Here is an 18908-nt window from a genome sequence, read left to right on the forward strand (position 1 = left end):
TAAATTATACATTCTTATACTGACTAATTATGCTAATTATAAAAACCTTAAGATTAATATTAAAAGCTTTAAACAAGCTTAATGCTTCTTTTTTATATTCTTCTATAGGTTTTTTTTGGATATAATATCGAAGATGAATACTATTCATTATATAATCCATATTTTGCAGATGTTCTTTCCATTTTATATCAATTATTTGTAATATGGTATTTTTTTCAAAAAGTTTGATTCTTTGTTTACCAAATTTTTTACAATTATATATATAATTCGTTGTATACTTATCTTTTAGTTTTTTTTTAACGAAAATATACCCTGTATCTGATGAGAGCATATATTTATTTTTTTTAATCCATTTATAGATATTTAAATTTAAAATTGTTTTTATATTATCTTCAAATTTATCTATATTCGAATTGTTTTTATAATCACATATAATTTTACAAATTACTTCTTTAATAGTTGTTGTTATATATTCAGCAAAATTCTGATTAAATAAAATGGCATCTCTTTGATGATATACAATTTTTCTATGGTAACTTGAAATCTTTTCATATTTTAATAGTTGTTTACGTATGGCAAACTTATGACTTTCTATATTATTTTGAGCCTGTTCTAAAGCCTTATTAACTATTTTGTGTGATATAGATTCACCATAAGCTAAGCCTAAAATCTGAATCATTTTTTTAAGTCTATTCGAACAAACAACTCTCATTAACGTGTCTTCTAGAGCTACAAAAAACCTATTAGAACCTGGTTCTCCTTGCCGACCTGCCCGTCCTTTAAATTGATTATCAATTCTTCTTGATTCATGGTGTTCTGTTCCTATAACATGTAAACCGCCAGAAAGTTTAACCAAGTGTTTGTTAAATAGGTTTTGTTTGGTTCCACCTAAACTTATGTCAGTGCCTCTGCCTGCCATTTTTGTTGCTATAGTAATTGTGCTATATCGACCAGCTTTTGAAAGAATATTAGCTTCATAAGAATGATTGTTTGCATTAAGTACATTATGTGATATTTTGTGAAAATTTAATATACAAGACAAATATTCTGAAAAAATTATTGAAGTAGTACCCACTACTAATGGACGGCCTTTATAAAGTTTATTTTTTATATCTTTAACAATAGCTTCAAATTTTTCTTTAAAAGAAAAAAATATTAGATCATTCATATCTTTACGGATTATAGGCTTGTTAGTTGGAATAACTAATACATCTAGTTTATAAACTTTCTTAAATTCGTACGCTTCAGTGAGTGCTGTTCCTGTCATTCCTGTGATTTTTGAATAAAGTCTAAAAAAATATTGTAAAGTAATATATGCCAAAACATTACCGTCTTGTTTTATCTTTACTCCTTCTTTTGCTTCTATAGCTTGATGTAATCCGTCTGACCATCTTTTACCTGGAATAACACGTCCTGTATTTTCATCTACTATAATTATTTCTTTATTAATAATAAGATAATCAACATTTTTTTTAAATAAATATAGTGCTAATAAAGCTGCTTTTATCTTTTTTACAAAATCTATATTATTAACTGAATAAAGCGAATCAGAGCTTTTTATTATTTGTTTTGATTTTAAAATAAATTCTATATATTTGTGTCCTTGTTCAGTTAAATAAACTTGTTTTTGTTTTTCATCTAAAACAAAATCGCATTGTTGATGTTTATATATATTTTTTTTATTTATTATTAATTTTTCTGCTATATTTTTAATTAAATAATATATTTGAGTACCTGAATCTAATTGTCCTGAAATTATTAATGGGGTACGAGATTCATCTATTAAAATAGAATCTATTTCATCAAGTAAAGCAAAATTAAGTTTTCTTTGAAATTTTTCTTTTATTTCATAAGCCAAATTATTGCGTAAATAATCAAAACCATAGTCATTGTTAGTACCAAAAGTTATATCCGCTTTATAAGCAGATATTTTTTCTTGTAATATTTGTTCAGCATATATTGTTTTTCTACTTAAACCAAGAAATTCATATAATGGACGCAGATTCTTTGAATCTCTTTTTGATAAATATTCATTTGTTGTTATTACATGGACACCATGACCTGGCAATGCATTTAAATATGTAGGTAAAGTCCCTACAAAAGTTTTACCTTCTCCAGTTTTCATTTCAGCAACTAAACCCTTATGTAAAACAATTCCACCTATGATTTGAACATCAAAATGCCGTATTCCCAATATACGTTTACTAGCTTCTCGAATAGTACAAAAAGCCTCAGGCAATAACATATCAAGTAAATCACCTTTAATTATTCGTTTACGATATTCTAATGTTTTATAACGTAACAAACTATTATCAATTGAAACAAAATGATTTTCTAAATCATTTATGATATATACGATATTACATATTCGTTTTATTTCACGATCATTTTTCTTTAAAACTAACGTACTTATTAACATTAACTAAATAACCTATAAATTATTTTACGTCTGAAGGGATTTGAACCCTTAACCTTTACCGTCGGAGGGTAAAGCTCTATCCATTTGAGCTACAGACGTATCTTTTTTCTTTTTATAAAAACACAATCTTGATATTGAGCTACAGACGTATACTTATATGAAAAACAATACTGAATATTTTTACTCTGTGTGTTTTATTTCCTTTTTCTAACGGACATCAATTAAATGACCAGCTATTGATGCCGCAGCCGCCATAGCTGGACTTACTAAATGAGTTCTACCACCATAGCCTTGACGGCTTTCATAATTTCTATTCGATGTGGATGCACACCTATCCCCTAAATCTAGTTTATCAGAATTCATAGCTAAACACATTGAACAACCTGGCTCTCGCCATTCAAATCCAGCAGAAATAAATACTTCATCCAATCCTTCTAATTCCGCTTGTTTTTTTACATAACATGAACCTGGTACAACAATAGCTTCTTTTATAGTAGCAGCAATATGATTATTTTTTAGAAAATTAGCTGCAATACGTAAATCTTCAATGCGTGAGTTAGTACATGATCCGATAAAAATACGATCAATTTTAATGTCTACTATTTTTTGTTCAGATTTTAAACCCATATATTTAATAGCTAATTCTATGTTCTTACGGTCAGGTTTTGGATAATCTTTAGGATTAGGTATTTTTCCATTAACTCCAACCACCATATCAGGTTGCGTTCCCCAGCTTACCTGAGGTTCAATATTTTTTGCATTTATTTTTATATATTCATCAAACTTAGCATCATAATCAGAAAACAAGTTTTTCCATTTTATTATTGCTTTATTCCAAATAATGTTAGGTACTAATGCACGCCCATGCAGATAATTACTTGCATTTTGATCAACTGAAATTAACCCAACTTTTGCTCCTGCTTCAATTGCCATATTACATATGGTCATTCTACCTTCCATAGACAATGTTTTAATTGTACTACCTGTAAATTCTACTGCATATCCTGTGCCTCCATCTGTACTAATAATGTTTATGATTGACAAGATTAAATCTTTTGCAGTTACTTTTACTGATAACTCTCCATTAATACAAACTTTCATATTTTTTAATTTACGTTGTAACAAACATTGTGTTGCTAATACATGTTCTACTTCTGAGGTTCCAATACCATAGGCTAAAGCCGCAAAAGCACCATGTGTAGATGTATGAGAATCGCCACAAACAACAGTCATTCCTGGTAAAGTTGCACCAATTTCTGGTCCTATAACATGTACAATACCTTGTCTAACATCTTTTATGTTAAAAAACTTATTTATTAAAAAATCTTTACAATTTTTTTTTAACAAATTTATTTGAATACGAGAAAGTTCATCTTTTATACCATGTATACGTTCTTCTACGTTTGTTGGTACGTTATGATCAACAGTAGCAATGTTTGTATCAACCCTCCAAATTTTACGCTTATTTAAACGTAAACCGTCAAATGCTTGAGGCGAGGTTACTTCGTGTAGTAAATGACGATCTATATATATTAATGCCGTTCCATCTTCACGACTTTTTATAAGATGAGCAGACCAAATTTTCTCATATAGCGTCTGTCCTGTCATTTTAGTTAACTCCTATTTTATTTTTTACATTTACATCAATATTTTGAGCACGATTTCTTAAGAAATGATCCATTAATGTTAATGCAACCATTGCTTCAGCAATTGGTATGGCTCTAAGACCTACACAAGGATCATGGCGCCCTTTTGTAATTACTTTAATTGAATTTCCATACATATCTATAGTGTTGCCAGGTATAGTAATACTCGAAGTAGGTTTAAGGCTTAAGTTTAAAACTAATGATTGCCCATTAGAAATACCTCCTAATATACCTCCAGAATTGTTAGAAATAATTTTTTTATTTTTAATTTCGTCTCTGTGTTCACTACCTCTTTGATTTACAGATAAAAACCCAGAACCTATTTCTATGCCTTTCACTGCGTTTATACTCATTAAAGCGTGAGCTAATTCTGCATCTAATTTATCAAATACTGGTTCACCTAAGCCTATAGGTACTCCATATGCAATTAATGTAAGTTTTGCTCCAATAGAATCTTCTTCACGTTGTAATTTTTTCATATATTTTTCTAAATAATTTATTTTATTTGGATCAGCACAAAAAAACGGATTTGTGTATACTATCTTCCAAGTTACAAAAGGTAACTTTATAGATCCTATTTGACTTATATAGCCACGTATAAACACATTTAATTTACTAAGATATTTTTTTGCTATTGCTCCAGAAGCAACTCGCATTACAGTCTCTCTTGCACTAGACCTACCTCCTCCTCTATAATCTCTAATGCCATACTTTTGATAATATGTATAATCTGCATGAGAAGGACGAAATTGTTTTTTTATTGTTTTATAATCTTTTGAACGTTGATCTATATTTTCTATCAACAATCCAATTGGTGTTCCTGTAGTAATTCCTTTTAAAAGACCTGATAATATCTTTACTTTGTCTGGTTCTCGCCGTTGAGTAGTATATTTTGAACTACCTGGTTTTCTTCTATTTAATTGTTTTTGAATATATTTTTCACTTATTTCTATTCCTGGAGGACAACCATCTATAATAGCACCTAAAGCAAATCCATGACTTTCACCAAATGTAGTTACTGTAAACAATTTACCAAATGTATTACCTGACATATTTTTTTACCTTTTTAACAAATTTTATTTTTTATCACAACTTACCCATACCTTTACTCATTCCTTTCAGATTTTAGCAACTTTAACAACAAGCCTTTTTAACTGCTTTAATAACTATTTTTTATAACTACAATTCCTATTACATAGTTTTTGTTTTATTTATTTCATATAACATAAAGTTTACAAATCATTACCACATATTACTTTTTTCAGATCTTATAAAAATAACCTTACAACTGTTTAAGTTATTACAACAAACTAACACATTATCTAGTTCTCTTTTTATTATCATAATAAAAAACTACCGTTTTACAACAAACTAAACTAACACATATTACTTTTTCCTTTTATACTTTCATAACGGCCTTTATTCAAATGTTCCTTTTTTTAGAACATATCTTACACTTATCACAAACTACGCCTCACTTCCTTTAAACTCGCATAACAACTTTTACCTATACTCATATTTTTTTCGTTTATCATATTGTATTTTAACTCTATGTCTTAACAAAAAACTTTTGGCATAAATAAACTACCACTTAACCTTTAACAACAACCAAATACTATCTTTTAACATCAATTTAATCTATCGCATAAACACTACACCATTTCCTTTTTGTTATATACAAACTTTTACTTTATTTTAGCATTTACCTATTAAACACCTTTACTACAAACTATACTTCTAATACCAATCCTCTTACATACTTCTTTACGCTTCAACTACCCTTTTTAACCATTTATACATGCCGTTAATAACACAATACAACTAGTTTTACTATATACTAACAAACACCACACCGTTTAACACAAATCAAACTACACTGCCCATCAAACATCAAAATCTACTTGTTACCAGCTTACATACATATTACACAAAAACACAAAACATAAATGCTTGCACAAAAACACCTTTACCTATCACCTCTTTTATTTTTCATAAAAACAAGTTATATAAACAACTTTAGCTGTTAACATTTAACCATTTAACTATACATTAATATAACCAATATACCGTATAAAACAAAGATAAAACATAAACACATCAAAAACCAAACATAAATTATAAATTATCTAACTGCTAACTGCTAACTGCTAACATCTAACATCTAACATCTAACATCTAAAAAATAACCTTTATTATCTAACATCTACCCTTTTAAACAAAGCATCAAACAGCTATTAACAAACACAACACTATCAATCTATCATATTAAAAACAGCTAACACGTTTTATCTTTAACAAATACAACTACATTTCATAATATAAAATCATAAAAATAGATTGTTTTACACAAAAACAGCAAATACAAAATAAAACTATTATGTTGTAATACAACTAACAATACTTCTAAAAAAAAAACTACATTTTATAGAAACACAATAAACTACAACACAATATTAAATAAGTTTAATACGAAATACCAAATAACTTTGATAGTTTTGTGTACAACTTTATCTGTTAACAATTAAATTTTAACAAACCACAACACATAATACCAAGCAGCAAAGCCCAAACTGATACTAATGTTTTTTAGCGATAAACTTTTTTAATTATAAATATTTTTTTAGCAAACAGCCTAAAATCAAAACAATTTTCATAACTGCTTACACAACTCATCCTACATCCTACCAGCAATACTGCTTGCACTTTTACATAACACACTTTTTTTTTAAACAGCTCAGCATGTTTGCTTTTTTTTTTACAATAGCTTCACTTTTAGTCAGTCTAAATTTAAATATAACCTTTTTAAAGATCCTACACCATTAAAGATACAACTCTAATAAATTTCATATAACCTTACATTAGTTACAGTACAAAATATAAATTACAAAACTTGTAACCGATTTAAATACATTACAAAATTTAAACATAATATGGCATAACTGACTTCACCACATATAACGTAATATAAGTTTTTTAAAAAATAAACAAAAGAACATATTTTATTAAACATTTATACAACAATTTTTAACATATAACCTTAGTCATATACTATAAACTAGTGTGTATAAAAAAAAAACAGTAAAGCACAAATTTTAGAATACAATTTTCAATTACATTACCTAATACACACCAACATAAACTTTTAAACAAAAAAAATATATATTCCTGCAAAACCTTAATTTCTTGCACAATTTATTTTTTATAATATATATAATATTTACACTTATCTATACCTCATCCATTATGTACCAGCTCGTATAATTTCATACAGACCTATTTTTTTCCCTTAATAACATATACAGCCATACTCCTGTATTATACACAATATTTTTATACAACTTCTTTGCTCTCTATACATTATTTAAATAACTATGTTATAAGATACACAACCGTTAACATACATCTAATACCCGTATTATATATAACCTATACCAATTAGCAATTAGCCGTGCTCTTACTAATCCAGCACACAACTAACAACTAACAACCAACAACCGCTAACCGCTAACCGCTAACCGCTAATGCATTACATATCCACAAAATTACAACAATTAGCATATTACAGACATAAAAACATAAAATACTATAACTTAACAAAGATGATTCAGCCTACAACATTATTCTAATTATTTTTTGTTTAACTAGCATAACTTAAATAAACTTTTCATGTAACATACACTTTAACACAATAATAAACTATAAACGCCTGTATACCAATTTTTTGCATTATCTAATAGTTAGCATACCTATTTTTTGCATTATCTAATAGTCTTGAATCTATTAACCATCATAATTTTTCAATATGTAGTATGTAATATATGCTTTGAGCTTTATGTATCGCTGTTTGCTGTTTGCTGTTTTTCTTTTAGGTGTACACATTTCCTATTCTTTATATAAAAATTTTTGTGTTGTTCAAACAACTATTTCTTTCTGTCTTTTATATAATAACTATAAATTAGTAAATAACATACATATAAGCGAATACCATAGCTACTATTTAACCTACCTACTTTATTTAACAAATACAACTTATATTACCTACTTTATATAACATATTTAATAGATTTTAAAACTCATAAAACATAAGAATACTTAAATACTTGTGTATAATTTTTAGGAATATAAAAGAAAAGAAAACAAAGAAAGTACAAAAGAATAGTAAAAACATATTAGTAACAAACAGTTAAAATGTAATAACAGTAAATAGTAAAAAAATAATTAAATAGCTTGTTAAGCTTAACAAAAATATAATTTTTTATAAAAGCTAATAACAGATAATTTTAATAAACCCTTGATGTTTTTAAACTTCTTTACCCCTTATTACAAATAACACTTCTTTTTATTTTCCTATCAAACATTAAGCAAAAATAAATAAACTTTTTTTAATTCTTAAGCACGAAGCAACCACTTTTAACCTTTTTACATCTACTAATCAAGTCTTTAGTTTTAGTGTACCAAATAATCTTTTTTAGTAATCATACAGCCTTAATAAATTTTCTTTTTATTAGTTATTTATATGAGTTTTAATAAGTAAAACAAAACTTACAGTTATTAAAACCTTGTACAACCTTTTAAAATGTTAAATACAAAACATAAATCTAAAAAAAGCAGAATGAACAACAAACAGTAAAGATATAAACTTTTAATAGCAAACATTTTTTACCATAAACCACCAAAAGCGCACTTAAAAAAAAGTTTTACTTATGATCTTAGCTTAGTGATTTACTTTCAAACTCTATATATCTTAACGGTTAAATTTTTAACTGTTTCTGTTTATATTTCATAAACAAAAGATATAAATGTAAAAGCTGATACTACCATTATTAAACACATACATTGATAAACCTAACGGTAACATATAGTACTATCTTTTTCATCCTCAATAAGCGCTTTAAACTTATATCTTGCATAGTTCTTATATTTAATATTTTGTTTTACATATGCTTTAATATATATAAAAAGTTTTTTGTTCTCTGCATTGCTTTTTTTTCTTTTGTGATATTTGTTAGATGTATGGTATCTTTGTTTGTTTTATTATGTGTTGATTTTAGCTTTGTGTTTTATTTTAATTCTTGTTCTTTATACTATAAATTTCTTTGCGGTTAGAGTTTATTGTTTTTTTACTGTTATTTGTTTTTGTTTTATTAATACAACATCGTTACTTATAATATTTTATTTTTTTTATGCTTTTTGATGTATTACAGGCTAACAAACTTGTTTTTGTGAATTTGTTTTGCAGTTTGTTGTTTTTTATTTGTATATTTGTTGTTTATTTAGTTAAATGTGTTATCAGCTTTGTAGTTTTTGTTATGTGTTAGAGATTTTGTGTTATAGGTTAAGTAAAAACAGTTATCAGGTATAAATGTTTAATATTTGTTATGTTATATGTTAATTGTTATGTTGAGATGTAGATATGATATTTGTGTTAGTTATAGTTGTAAGTAATTGTAGTAAAAAAGTATAAGTTGTTGGACTAAATATATAACAAGAATAAAGGTTTATAGTTATAAAAAGGATAGAGGATTGCTTGAAATTTAAATAGAAAAAATGTGTAATAAAGAAATAAAAAACAACTTTAATGTGTAAAAAAAAAAGAGTTTTAAAAATTTGATAAGAATTTGTATGAAATGTACGATGTTTAGCTAACCACTTTAAAATATAAAAGTGTAGTATGTATTTGAGGTGTAATGCGTACAACAAACTAAATAAAAGAGCTGTTAAAAAAAATAAGAAATGAGGTATGGAAAAAGTAGCGGGGAATGTCAGCTTTTAGTATAAGTTAAACATCTTATGCACTGTTAAAAAAAAGAAAAAAAGGTATGTAAGGAAAAAATGGCAACAGGCACTGTAAAATGGTTCAATGACACTAAAGGCTACGGTTTTATATCACCAGACGATTGTGGTGGAGATTTATTTGCTCATTTCTCAGAAATACAAGATGATGGTTTTAAGTCACTTCAAGATGGTCAAAAAGTAACGTTTGAAGTAACGCAAGGAAAAAAAGGCCTTCAAGCAGCTTCTATTAAAGTCATAAAAAATAAAAAATGTACGTAAAATAAAAAAGTGTTTCAAGCAGCTTCAATAAAACTAAAATAAAAAGGGCTAAGTTATTTTATTAGCCCTACAATCCATAAAATTTTTATTTATAGCTGATAAAATAGATTTTAAACAAACAGAAATTATATCAAAGTCTATAGCTGTTCCAATTAAAAGGTGTTTATGTAGATTTATTCTTATAAGCGCTATATAATACTTATTAATTTTTTGTATATAATATTTTATTAATGTAAGCTTATGTAAAGTCCACATCTCTATAAATGCTAATAATATTTTTTTACACTCAAGTATTGAAAAATACATATTGTAAGTCACTTTATTATCAATCAGTTTATTATTAAAGCATATTTGTAAACTATTTTTATAGATATAATAATTTAGCAAACAAAATGGTGTTTCTAAAAAACAGTTATTTTTTAAAATACTATATAGTTCACAACTAGATAATTCAAACATATTTCTTTCACTTTCGTTTTGTACTAACGGTGCCAAATAATTCCTAATCCAACGTGGTAATTTTATTTTATAATCTCTTTCAAGTAAAAAAGCGAACCCACTTTTACCTGATTGACTATTTAGTCGAATAACAGATTTATAACTACGACCTATATCTTTTGGATCTATAGGTAAATAAGCTACTTGCCATATTTCCTTTTGTTTTTGTTTTTTTATTGACTTACGTATAGCATCTTGATGACTACCAGAAAAAGCCGTATATACTAGCTTTCCTACCCATGGATGCCGTGGATGAATTGGTAGCTTAGTACAAAGTTTTACAATATCTATTATTTCTTCTGGACAATGTAAATCAATATTTGGATCTATACCTTGACTGTATAAGTTCATAGCGAAGGCAATTAAATCCAGATTTCCAGTACGTTCACCATTGCCTAATAACGTACATTCTATACGTTGAGCTCCCGCTAACACTGCTACTTCTGAGGAAGTTATAGCAGATCCTCTATCATTGTGAGTGTGAACAGATATTATAATTTTGTCTCGTTTACTTATGTTTTTACAAAAATATTCTATTTGATCTGCATAAACATGAGGGCTTGTTAAATCAACTGTAGTAGGTAAATTTAATATAACTTTATATATATTTTTTTGACTTAAAATATCAAGTACTGTTTCACAAATAGTTAAAGTAAAATCAATTTCTGTATTAGAAAAACTTTCTGGAGTATATTCTATTATCCAATTTACGTTTTTATATTTTTTTGTTTGGTGTAAAATGTATTTAGCGCCTTTAGCAGCTATTGCTATAATTGCTTCTTTCTGTGCTTTAAATACGCGATCTCTTTGTATAGGAGACGTAGAATTGTAAAAGTGTATTATTGATTTTTTTATTCCAACAAGAGACTCAAAAGTACGTTTAATTAACGGTTTTCTTGCTTGCACCAAAACAGCAATAGTAACGTCTTCAGGAATTTGTTTGTTTCTGATTAACCATCTTACAAAATCAAAATCCGCTTTGCTAGCCGAAGGAAATCCAACCATAACTTCTTTTAAACCAATATTTATTAATAAAGTCCACATTGTTTTTTTTGTTTCAACAGTCATTGGTTCTATTAAAGATTGATTTCCATCTCGTAAATCTTCACTAACCAAAATAGGTGTTTTACTTATTTTTTTATCAATCCAGTCTCTGTTTTTAAGTTTTGGAAACTCATCGAAATAACAATATTTTTTATTGTTAAATTTAAACTTCATATTTCTTCCTATATTCTTTTAAAATTCATTTTTACGGTTTTATGTTTTTTTACTGCATGCTTTTAATTTTATTTTGTTTAAACTTTTTGATGCTTATTAAATTTTTGTTATGTGTATTTCTTAATTTTATCTTTTTAATTGTTGTGTTGTTTGATTTTTATTTTTTTACTGTTACTGTTACTGTTAGTTGTTAGTTGTTAGTTGTTAGTAAAAATTTTTCTTCCTTTTGTACTTATGCTCTATTTGTTATTTATTTGTTTTCTTTTAACGGTTTATGTAGTTAAGTTAGCTGTAAGCATTTTTTTGTTGATTTGTTTTTGTGTTCTGTGCTATAGGTTATTAAGTTTGTTTTTGCTATTAGGTGTTTTGTGTTTCTTTTATTTTTAGCTATATGTTGTTTTATATTTTAATTTATATGGATATTTATTAATTTAATTTTAATCTTTATTATTGTGCTTTGTTAATTGCTTATTTATGGTTTTGTTTAATGATCTCTGCTTAATGTTTTATGCTGTATATTTTTTCCTTTTTAGCTTTTGTGATTTGTGATTTGTGATTAATGATTTATGTTGTTTGTTGTTTGTTGTTTGATTGCTGTTTGCTGTTTGCTGTTTATGTTTATGTTTTTTGTTTTCTGCTTTTTTGTTTTTGTTGTTATTTTCTTGTTTTGTTTTTTTAGGATTACTTTTAAATTTATTTTATTTGTGTTATTTTGTTTAGTTATTATGCTTTATTTGTTGTTTTTAGTTTTTATGTTTATTTAAGTTCATATGTGTTATATACTTCAGTTTTTAATTGGAATGGTAAAAGGTTTGTGTTGTGGTTTTTTTAAATAGTTGTTTAATGTTTATGGATTTGTTTAAAGGCTTGATGTGTTATGCTAACTTAAATAGTTATTAAAGGTTTATGATTTTGTTTTGAGGGTAGATGTGTTTTGTTTTGATGTTAGTGGAGTTATTGTTAATGGATTATGTTTTATGCTTTTTATTAAAAATTAGTATTTTGTGTGTTTTTTAACTATAGTATACAGCATATAAATAAGAGTGCTGTTTGTTGTTAATTAATTATTGTATTTTAAACACGTAATATAAGAAATAAAAAAAAAAAGAAGTTCAATGAATTTGTGTTTGTTGTTAACTAATTGGATTGTATGTTTCTGATTTATTTGTTATGTTTTAGGCTATTTGATTTGTTAAATTTTGTTATATCAATAAGAAAAGAGTTTTGAATGATACTTTTGTGTATTATATGTTTGAGATTTGTTTTGTATAATGTATATGTTGTATTTTATTTTTTGTGGCTTTTTGTTATAAACAGCAAATCCTGATATTATTATAGTTAATGAAATATGCTTTTGTGTATTATATGTTTGAGAAAGGTAAAAATAAGTTATATTGTGTAGTAATTTAATTTGTGTCTTGTTGTTAAAAAAGAAAGTAACAAGTTATATGATACAGAATAGTGTATGATGAAGGCTGTGTAAGGTGTGCATAAATATGTAATGAGAAAGGAATGATGTGAAAGGTATGAAATATAAGATATGAGTAATGCAAGATGTTTTGTTAAAAGATGTATGAGATATGCTATGTAGTTATTTGTTACAAAATATTATTTTAGAAGAAATAGTTAATAGACGATGTTGTTAGGTTTAAGGTATGTAATATAGAGAGGTATTGTGTAAAGAAGATTAGTAAAAAAAGTTAAGTTATTTGAGGTTTTTGTTTTGTATTGAAATTAAAGACAAAGAAGTGGTTGTTAAATAAAAAGAAGGGTTGTTAAACTTTTAATGCTGTATGGTAAAGTTAAGAAGTGGTTGTTAATAAAAAAAAGGTTTGTTAAAGAATAGAAATTAATTAAAAAAAAGGTTTGTTAAAGAATAGAAATTGATTTTAAAAAAGGTTTGTTAAAGAAAGAGGAGTTGTATGGAAGAGGAAAAGGTTTGTTAAAGAAAGAGGAGTTGTATGGAAGAGGAAAAGGTTTGTTAAAGTAAAGAAGTTAAGGTAGTTGTAAAAAAAAATAGGTATTTTATAGTGTAGTTGTTAATGTATGTGATTAGGAATAGAGAATGAACAAAAAACTAAGCTAAAAAAGAGAAAAGAAGTACATAATAAGCCTTAAAATAAATAAATAAGTATATATTTTAATATTGTAACCAAGAAATATAGTGAGAGCTTTGTAAAAAAACACCTTAGTATAAGAAGTATATATTTGTTATATTGAACTAATTGTTATAAAGAAGTAAACAAAATTATTTATTACAAAAAACCGTGATATAAAAAAAGGCCAAATGAATATTTTATTTTGTTTTAAATATGTTTTAAGTTTTTGATAATAAATTAATTAAAAGTATTTAATAAACAAACAACATCTTGTATACTTTTTATATGTTTTGATTTTTCATCACTGATTTCTAGTTTAAATTCGTCTTCTAAAGTCATTATTAAATCAATTATATCAAGTGAATCTGCACCTAAGTCTTCAATAAACAAAGAAGTAGAAGTTATAAAAAGAGGGTTAATATTAAATTGTTTCGATACTATTGATTTTATTTTTTTTGTTAAATTAGACATCTTCAGAAACCTCTACTCTAAAACAGTTTTTTACCTCGATAATAACCATCTTCAGCTATATAATGTCTACGATGTATAATGCCGGTAAATTTTTCTTTATTTAAAGTAGGTAATACCAATGCAGAATGTGAGCGACGCATACCTCTTTTAGAACGAGTTTTTTTATTTTTTTGAACAGCCATTGTAGTTACCTTAATATGTTAGGTATGTATTTGCTCTATTTAATACTAAAAAAAGATCTTTATCAAGTTTTGTTTTAATTTGAATAAAATATCCACTTTTAAGTTCTGGAAATCGTAAGAAATAAGAATGTAAAAAAAGTCTTTTAAGCTTTAAATAAAAAGAAAACTTTTTACCAAAAATACTACCATATTTTTCATCGCCTAATAAAGGATGACCTAAATATGCAGTATGAACTCGTATTTGATGCATTCTACCTGTAATGGGAAATACTTTTATTAATGTAAATCCAGTAAATTTATTACAGATTTCAAAAAACGTATATGATGGTTTACCCAATTGATTAACTATATTATAGTGTACTCTATTTTGATGTAATTTATATTTCTTAATTGGCGCAGATATATATGTAAACTTTATAGGCCAAGCACCTTCAACTAACGCTAAATAACATTTTTCTACATATTTGTTTTTGAATGCGAAATTAATAAAAAGTAAAAAATTTATAGATTTAGCTAATAACAAGCATCCAGAAGTGTTTTTATCGAGACGATGAACTAAATAAATGAAATTAAGATCTTTTCTAATTAAAAATAAAGCGTCAATTAAACCTATATTACCAATACAACCCCCATGAACAGCAAAACCAGACGGTTTATTAACTATAAACCAATCATTAGATTCATAAGTAATTGTATTACTAAAAGAAAATCTCAAGGTTTCATTTATATTTATTTGATTTTTATTAATATATAATATAGGAATTCTAATTTTATCACCTAATTGTAATTTATTCTTAGCTGTAACGGTTTTGTTATTAATTATTATAAATCCTTTTCTGATAAGACGATAAACTAAACTAGTTTTAATTCCTTTTAACTTTTTTTTTAAAAAATTATCTAGTCTTTGATTAAATAGAATTGATTTTATTTTTTTATATTTATTATAATTAGTCATAGTTGATCTTTAATTGCTAAAATATTTCTTTACTGTTAATATTTAAATACAAAAACATATTACATACTTACAACAAATAGGAGAAAAAGTAAACGTAGAAATGAAAAGAATTCTTATAAATGCGAGCCAACCAGAAGAATTAAGAGTTGCACTGGTAGATGGGCAATTATTGTATGATTTAGATATTGAATACTGTAATAAAGAACAAAGAAAATCTAATATATATCGTGCTAAAATCATAAGAATAGAACAAAGCTTAGAAGCTGTTTTTGTTGATTTTGGAGCCAAAAGACATGGTTTCTTACCTATAAAAGAAATATCTAAAGAATATTTATTAAATGATTGTAATTCAAATATTAGAGAAATAATTAAAGAAGGTCAAGAATTAATAGTGCAAGTTGAAAAAGAAGAACGTAGCAATAAAGGTGCGGCTTTAACTACTTATATTAGTTTAGCAGGTAGATTTTTAGTTTTAATGCCGAATAATTATAGATCAGGAGGGATTTCTAGACGGATTACAGGTACTGATAGATTTAAATTAAAAGAAGCTATAAAGAAATTATTTATACCTAAGAATATGGGAATAATAGTTAGAACCGCAGGGATTGGCCGTTCAAGTAAAGATTTACAATGTGATTTAAATTATTTAATTCAAATATGGGAAGCAATTACAGAAGAAGCAAATAAAAGATCGGCTCCATTCTTAATATATAGAGAATCTAACGTTATTATTCGTGCAATGCGTGATTATTTAAGACAAGATATAGGTGAAGTTTTAATAGATAGTGTATACATTTATAATGATGCTCTAAATTTTATTAAACAAGTTATGCCTACTTATCAAAAAAAAATAAAACTTTATAAAGATGAACTTCCTCTTTTTACTAAATTTAAAATAGAATCTCAAATTGCAACTGCTTATCAACGAGAGGTTAAATTGCCTTCAGGTGGATCAATATTTATAGATTCTACAGAAGCTTTAGTATCTGTTGATATAAATTCGGCGCGTGCTACTAGAGGTGATGATATAGAAGAAACAGCTTTACATACAAATTTAGAAGCAGCTGATGAAATTGGTAGACAGTTAAGATTACGTGATATTGGTGGCTTAGTAGTAATTGATTTCATAGATATGGCGTTAACAAGAAACCAAAGAGAAGTAGAAAATAGAATTCGTACAGCGTTTAAAGTTGATCGTGCACGCATTCAATTATGTCGTATTTCAAGATTTGGCTTAATGGAAATGTCACGACAACGCATTCGTCCATCTTTACGGGAAAACAGTGGTATAGTATGTCCAAGATGTAATGGACAAGGCACAATACGTGAGGTTAGTTCTTTGTCTCTTTCTATATTACGTTTGATTGAAGAAGAAGCTATGAAGGATAATAGTTCTAAAATAAGAGCGGTATTGCCAGTGGCAATAGCAACTTATCTATTAAATGAAAAAAGAAACATTATAGTGAAGATAGAAGTAAGACAAAATGTAAAAATTATTATTATTCCAGAACAGGACATGGAAAGTCCTCATTATGCAGTAGAAAGATTACGTTATGATCAAATATTTGGAGAAAAATATAGTAATAAAAAGAATCTTTTAAGTAAAAAAACCACTTATATGGAAAAAAAAATACGTACAGAAAAAGCAGCTGTTAGTATTGTAAATCATAGTACTGTTACATACAACAATTTTATAACACGTATCTGGAAAACATTAATAGAGAAATTATATTAACTTATATTATATTTTAGGTTTTATTTGTTGAATTCCTTGATAAGTTCTAGGGGGGGTTGTTCCTATATGCATTTTATTAACTTTGTCTATAATAATTTTATCTGCAATTGTTATTCTACTTAACATTCTTAAATATTGTAACCAATTACGTATTAGAAATATTTCTTGCCATATTTCTTTATCTTCAACATTCCGATATAATGACCATGATTTTGCGCCATTACGTAACCTAACAGTTCTTAATTTTATTATAAGATCAATAAAATCATTAGTATTACTAACAGGAATACAATATTCAATAGATACTATTATTGATTCTTTATATTTAGAAAACTCTAATTTGTATTTAGGCTGTATCTGATGCATTATACTATGATGTTTATCATCTATTTTTGGCAATTTTAAGTTTAATAAAGCTATAGTAGTTAGTAATAATAATAAACCTGCTAATAACAATCCCAATCTGACCTTTATAATACCTGCTATATGCCCCCAACCAAAAGAACCTATTGCTAAACCTGCATACAACGTAGTTTGATATAGTGCTAACGCTCTAGCTTTGACCCAATCAGGCACTAACATTTGAACTGATGAATTATAACTTGCTAATACTGTAATCCAACAACTCCCTCCTATCATTAGTGCTCCAAAAATTAATAATTTAATATTTAAACTTCCAATTAATAACATTACTATACTTAATAAAATAGAAGCCGAACTAATCATTATGTTTGTATCTACTAACTGGCATAATTTATTTACTATTGCACTACCCACAATCGCACCTGTACCCAATGCTCCTAACATATAACCATATATTGAAGCTTTAGTATTAGCAAAGACTGGAAGCAATGCCCATAATGCACTGGCTGAAAGACCAAAAACAAATGATCTTAACATTACCGATCTCATTACCTTAGAATATTTAGCAAATTTTAATGCTGAAATTACTCCTTCATAGATATGTTCTGGTGGTAAAATTCTTTTAGGATAAATTTGCTTCCATTGCCAAACTGCCCAAATTAAACCTAAATAACATAAACAATTAAGTAAAAAAACCCAAGCAGTACCAACTGTGTTTATAAGAATTCCACCAATTACTGGACCTAACGCTCTTGCAAAATTATAATTTACACTGTTTAAAATTACAGCATTTGTTACTTGATTTTTAGAAACTTGTTCATTAATTGCTGCCTGCCATGCTGGTACAGCTAAAGAAGCACCTATTGACATTCCTAAAATAGATAATATTAATTTTGTAGAAGTTAAAAATCCAAAAAAATCCAAAGATGTTATTAAAGCTCCACCAGTAAACTCCAAAACCATTCCAAGTAACATAAGTTTACGTCTATCATAATTATCAGCCCAAACACCAGAAATAATCGATAATAATACTAAAGGTAATGCCGTCACTACTTGTATCATTGCTAAAGTTATAGAGCTTGCATGAGATTCAGTTAAAATCCAAACAGAAGCTACAGATTGTGCCCAAGTACCTAAATTAGCAATTAAATCTGCAAACCATATAATTCTAAAAGGTTTAAATGTTAATGGGGTAAACAAACTATTTTTTTTATTTGGTAAATTATTTTTTTGGGAATTTAAAGAGTGTTTAGTAGAGATAAGCATAT

General features: G+C 26.6%; 9 protein-coding genes, 1 tRNA gene and 1 pseudogene. 2 read left to right on the forward strand and 9 right to left on the reverse strand.

Features of this window, described 5'->3' with window-relative positions; genetic code table 11:
- Window positions 1–4: 4 nt before the first annotated feature.
- The 4 genes from secA to aroC all read right to left on the reverse strand — a co-directional run bounded on the left by secA (window position 5) and on the right by aroC (window position 5117).
- Window positions 5–2419 (reverse strand): preprotein translocase subunit SecA, encoded by a 2415-nt coding sequence (gene secA, locus C530_RS00775; RefSeq protein ID WP_014895061.1) that lies wholly within the window; start codon window positions 2417–2419, stop codon window positions 5–7.
- Between the two features lie 25 nt (window positions 2420–2444).
- Window positions 2445–2518: transfer RNA gene (locus tag C530_RS00780), tRNA-Arg, on the reverse strand.
- 108 nt (window positions 2519–2626) lie between these two features.
- Window positions 2627–4027, reverse strand: a complete 1401-nt coding sequence (leuC, locus tag C530_RS00785; protein WP_014895062.1) for a 3-isopropylmalate dehydratase large subunit — start codon at window positions 4025–4027, stop codon at window positions 2627–2629.
- A 1-nt stretch (window position 4028) separates the two neighbouring features.
- Complete coding sequence (gene aroC / locus C530_RS00790) at window positions 4029–5117, reverse strand: chorismate synthase (protein WP_014895063.1); 1089 nt, start codon at window positions 5115–5117, stop codon at window positions 4029–4031.
- A gap of 4780 nt (window positions 5118–9897) precedes the next feature.
- On the opposite strand from aroC, the gene C530_RS00795 reads away from it, so the two are divergent.
- A complete protein-coding gene (locus C530_RS00795) occupies window positions 9898–10119 on the forward strand; it encodes a cold-shock protein (RefSeq protein WP_014895064.1) in 222 nt (73 codons plus the stop codon).
- A 48-nt stretch (window positions 10120–10167) separates the two neighbouring features.
- Here the strand turns inward: C530_RS00795 and C530_RS00800 are convergent, their stop codons facing one another.
- The 4 genes from C530_RS00800 to C530_RS00815 all read right to left on the reverse strand — a co-directional run bounded on the left by C530_RS00800 (window position 10168) and on the right by C530_RS00815 (window position 15542).
- Window positions 10168–11835: a 2-isopropylmalate synthase gene (locus tag C530_RS00800; protein WP_014895065.1), complete on the reverse strand. Its 1668-nt coding sequence runs from the start codon at window positions 11833–11835 to the stop codon at window positions 10168–10170.
- A gap of 2336 nt (window positions 11836–14171) precedes the next feature.
- Complete coding sequence (gene acpP / locus C530_RS00805; RefSeq protein ID WP_014895066.1) at window positions 14172–14405, reverse strand: acyl carrier protein; 234 nt, start codon at window positions 14403–14405, stop codon at window positions 14172–14174.
- Between the two features lie 17 nt (window positions 14406–14422).
- Complete coding sequence (gene rpmF, locus C530_RS00810; protein WP_014895067.1) at window positions 14423–14587, reverse strand: 50S ribosomal protein L32; 165 nt, start codon at window positions 14585–14587, stop codon at window positions 14423–14425.
- 10 nt (window positions 14588–14597) lie between these two features.
- Window positions 14598–15542, reverse strand: coding sequence for an RluA family pseudouridine synthase (locus C530_RS00815; RefSeq protein WP_014895068.1), 945 nt, complete (start codon window positions 15540–15542; stop codon window positions 14598–14600).
- 100 nt (window positions 15543–15642) lie between these two features.
- Between C530_RS00815 and C530_RS00820 the strand changes: the two are divergent.
- Window positions 15643–17106 (forward strand): annotated as a pseudogene (locus C530_RS00820) (Rne/Rng family ribonuclease); the annotation flags it as partial.
- Window positions 17107–17283: 177 nt separating this feature from the next.
- On the opposite strand, the gene C530_RS00825 reads toward C530_RS00820, so the two are convergent.
- Entirely contained in the window at window positions 17284–18906 is a 1623-nt protein-coding gene (locus C530_RS00825; protein WP_014895070.1) for an MFS transporter, read from the reverse strand.
- Between the last annotated feature and the right edge of the window lie 2 nt (window positions 18907–18908).

Source organism: Candidatus Portiera aleyrodidarum BT-B-HRs (assembly GCF_000300075.1).
GTDB lineage: Bacteria > Pseudomonadota > Gammaproteobacteria > Johnevansiales > Johnevansiaceae > Portiera > Portiera aleyrodidarum.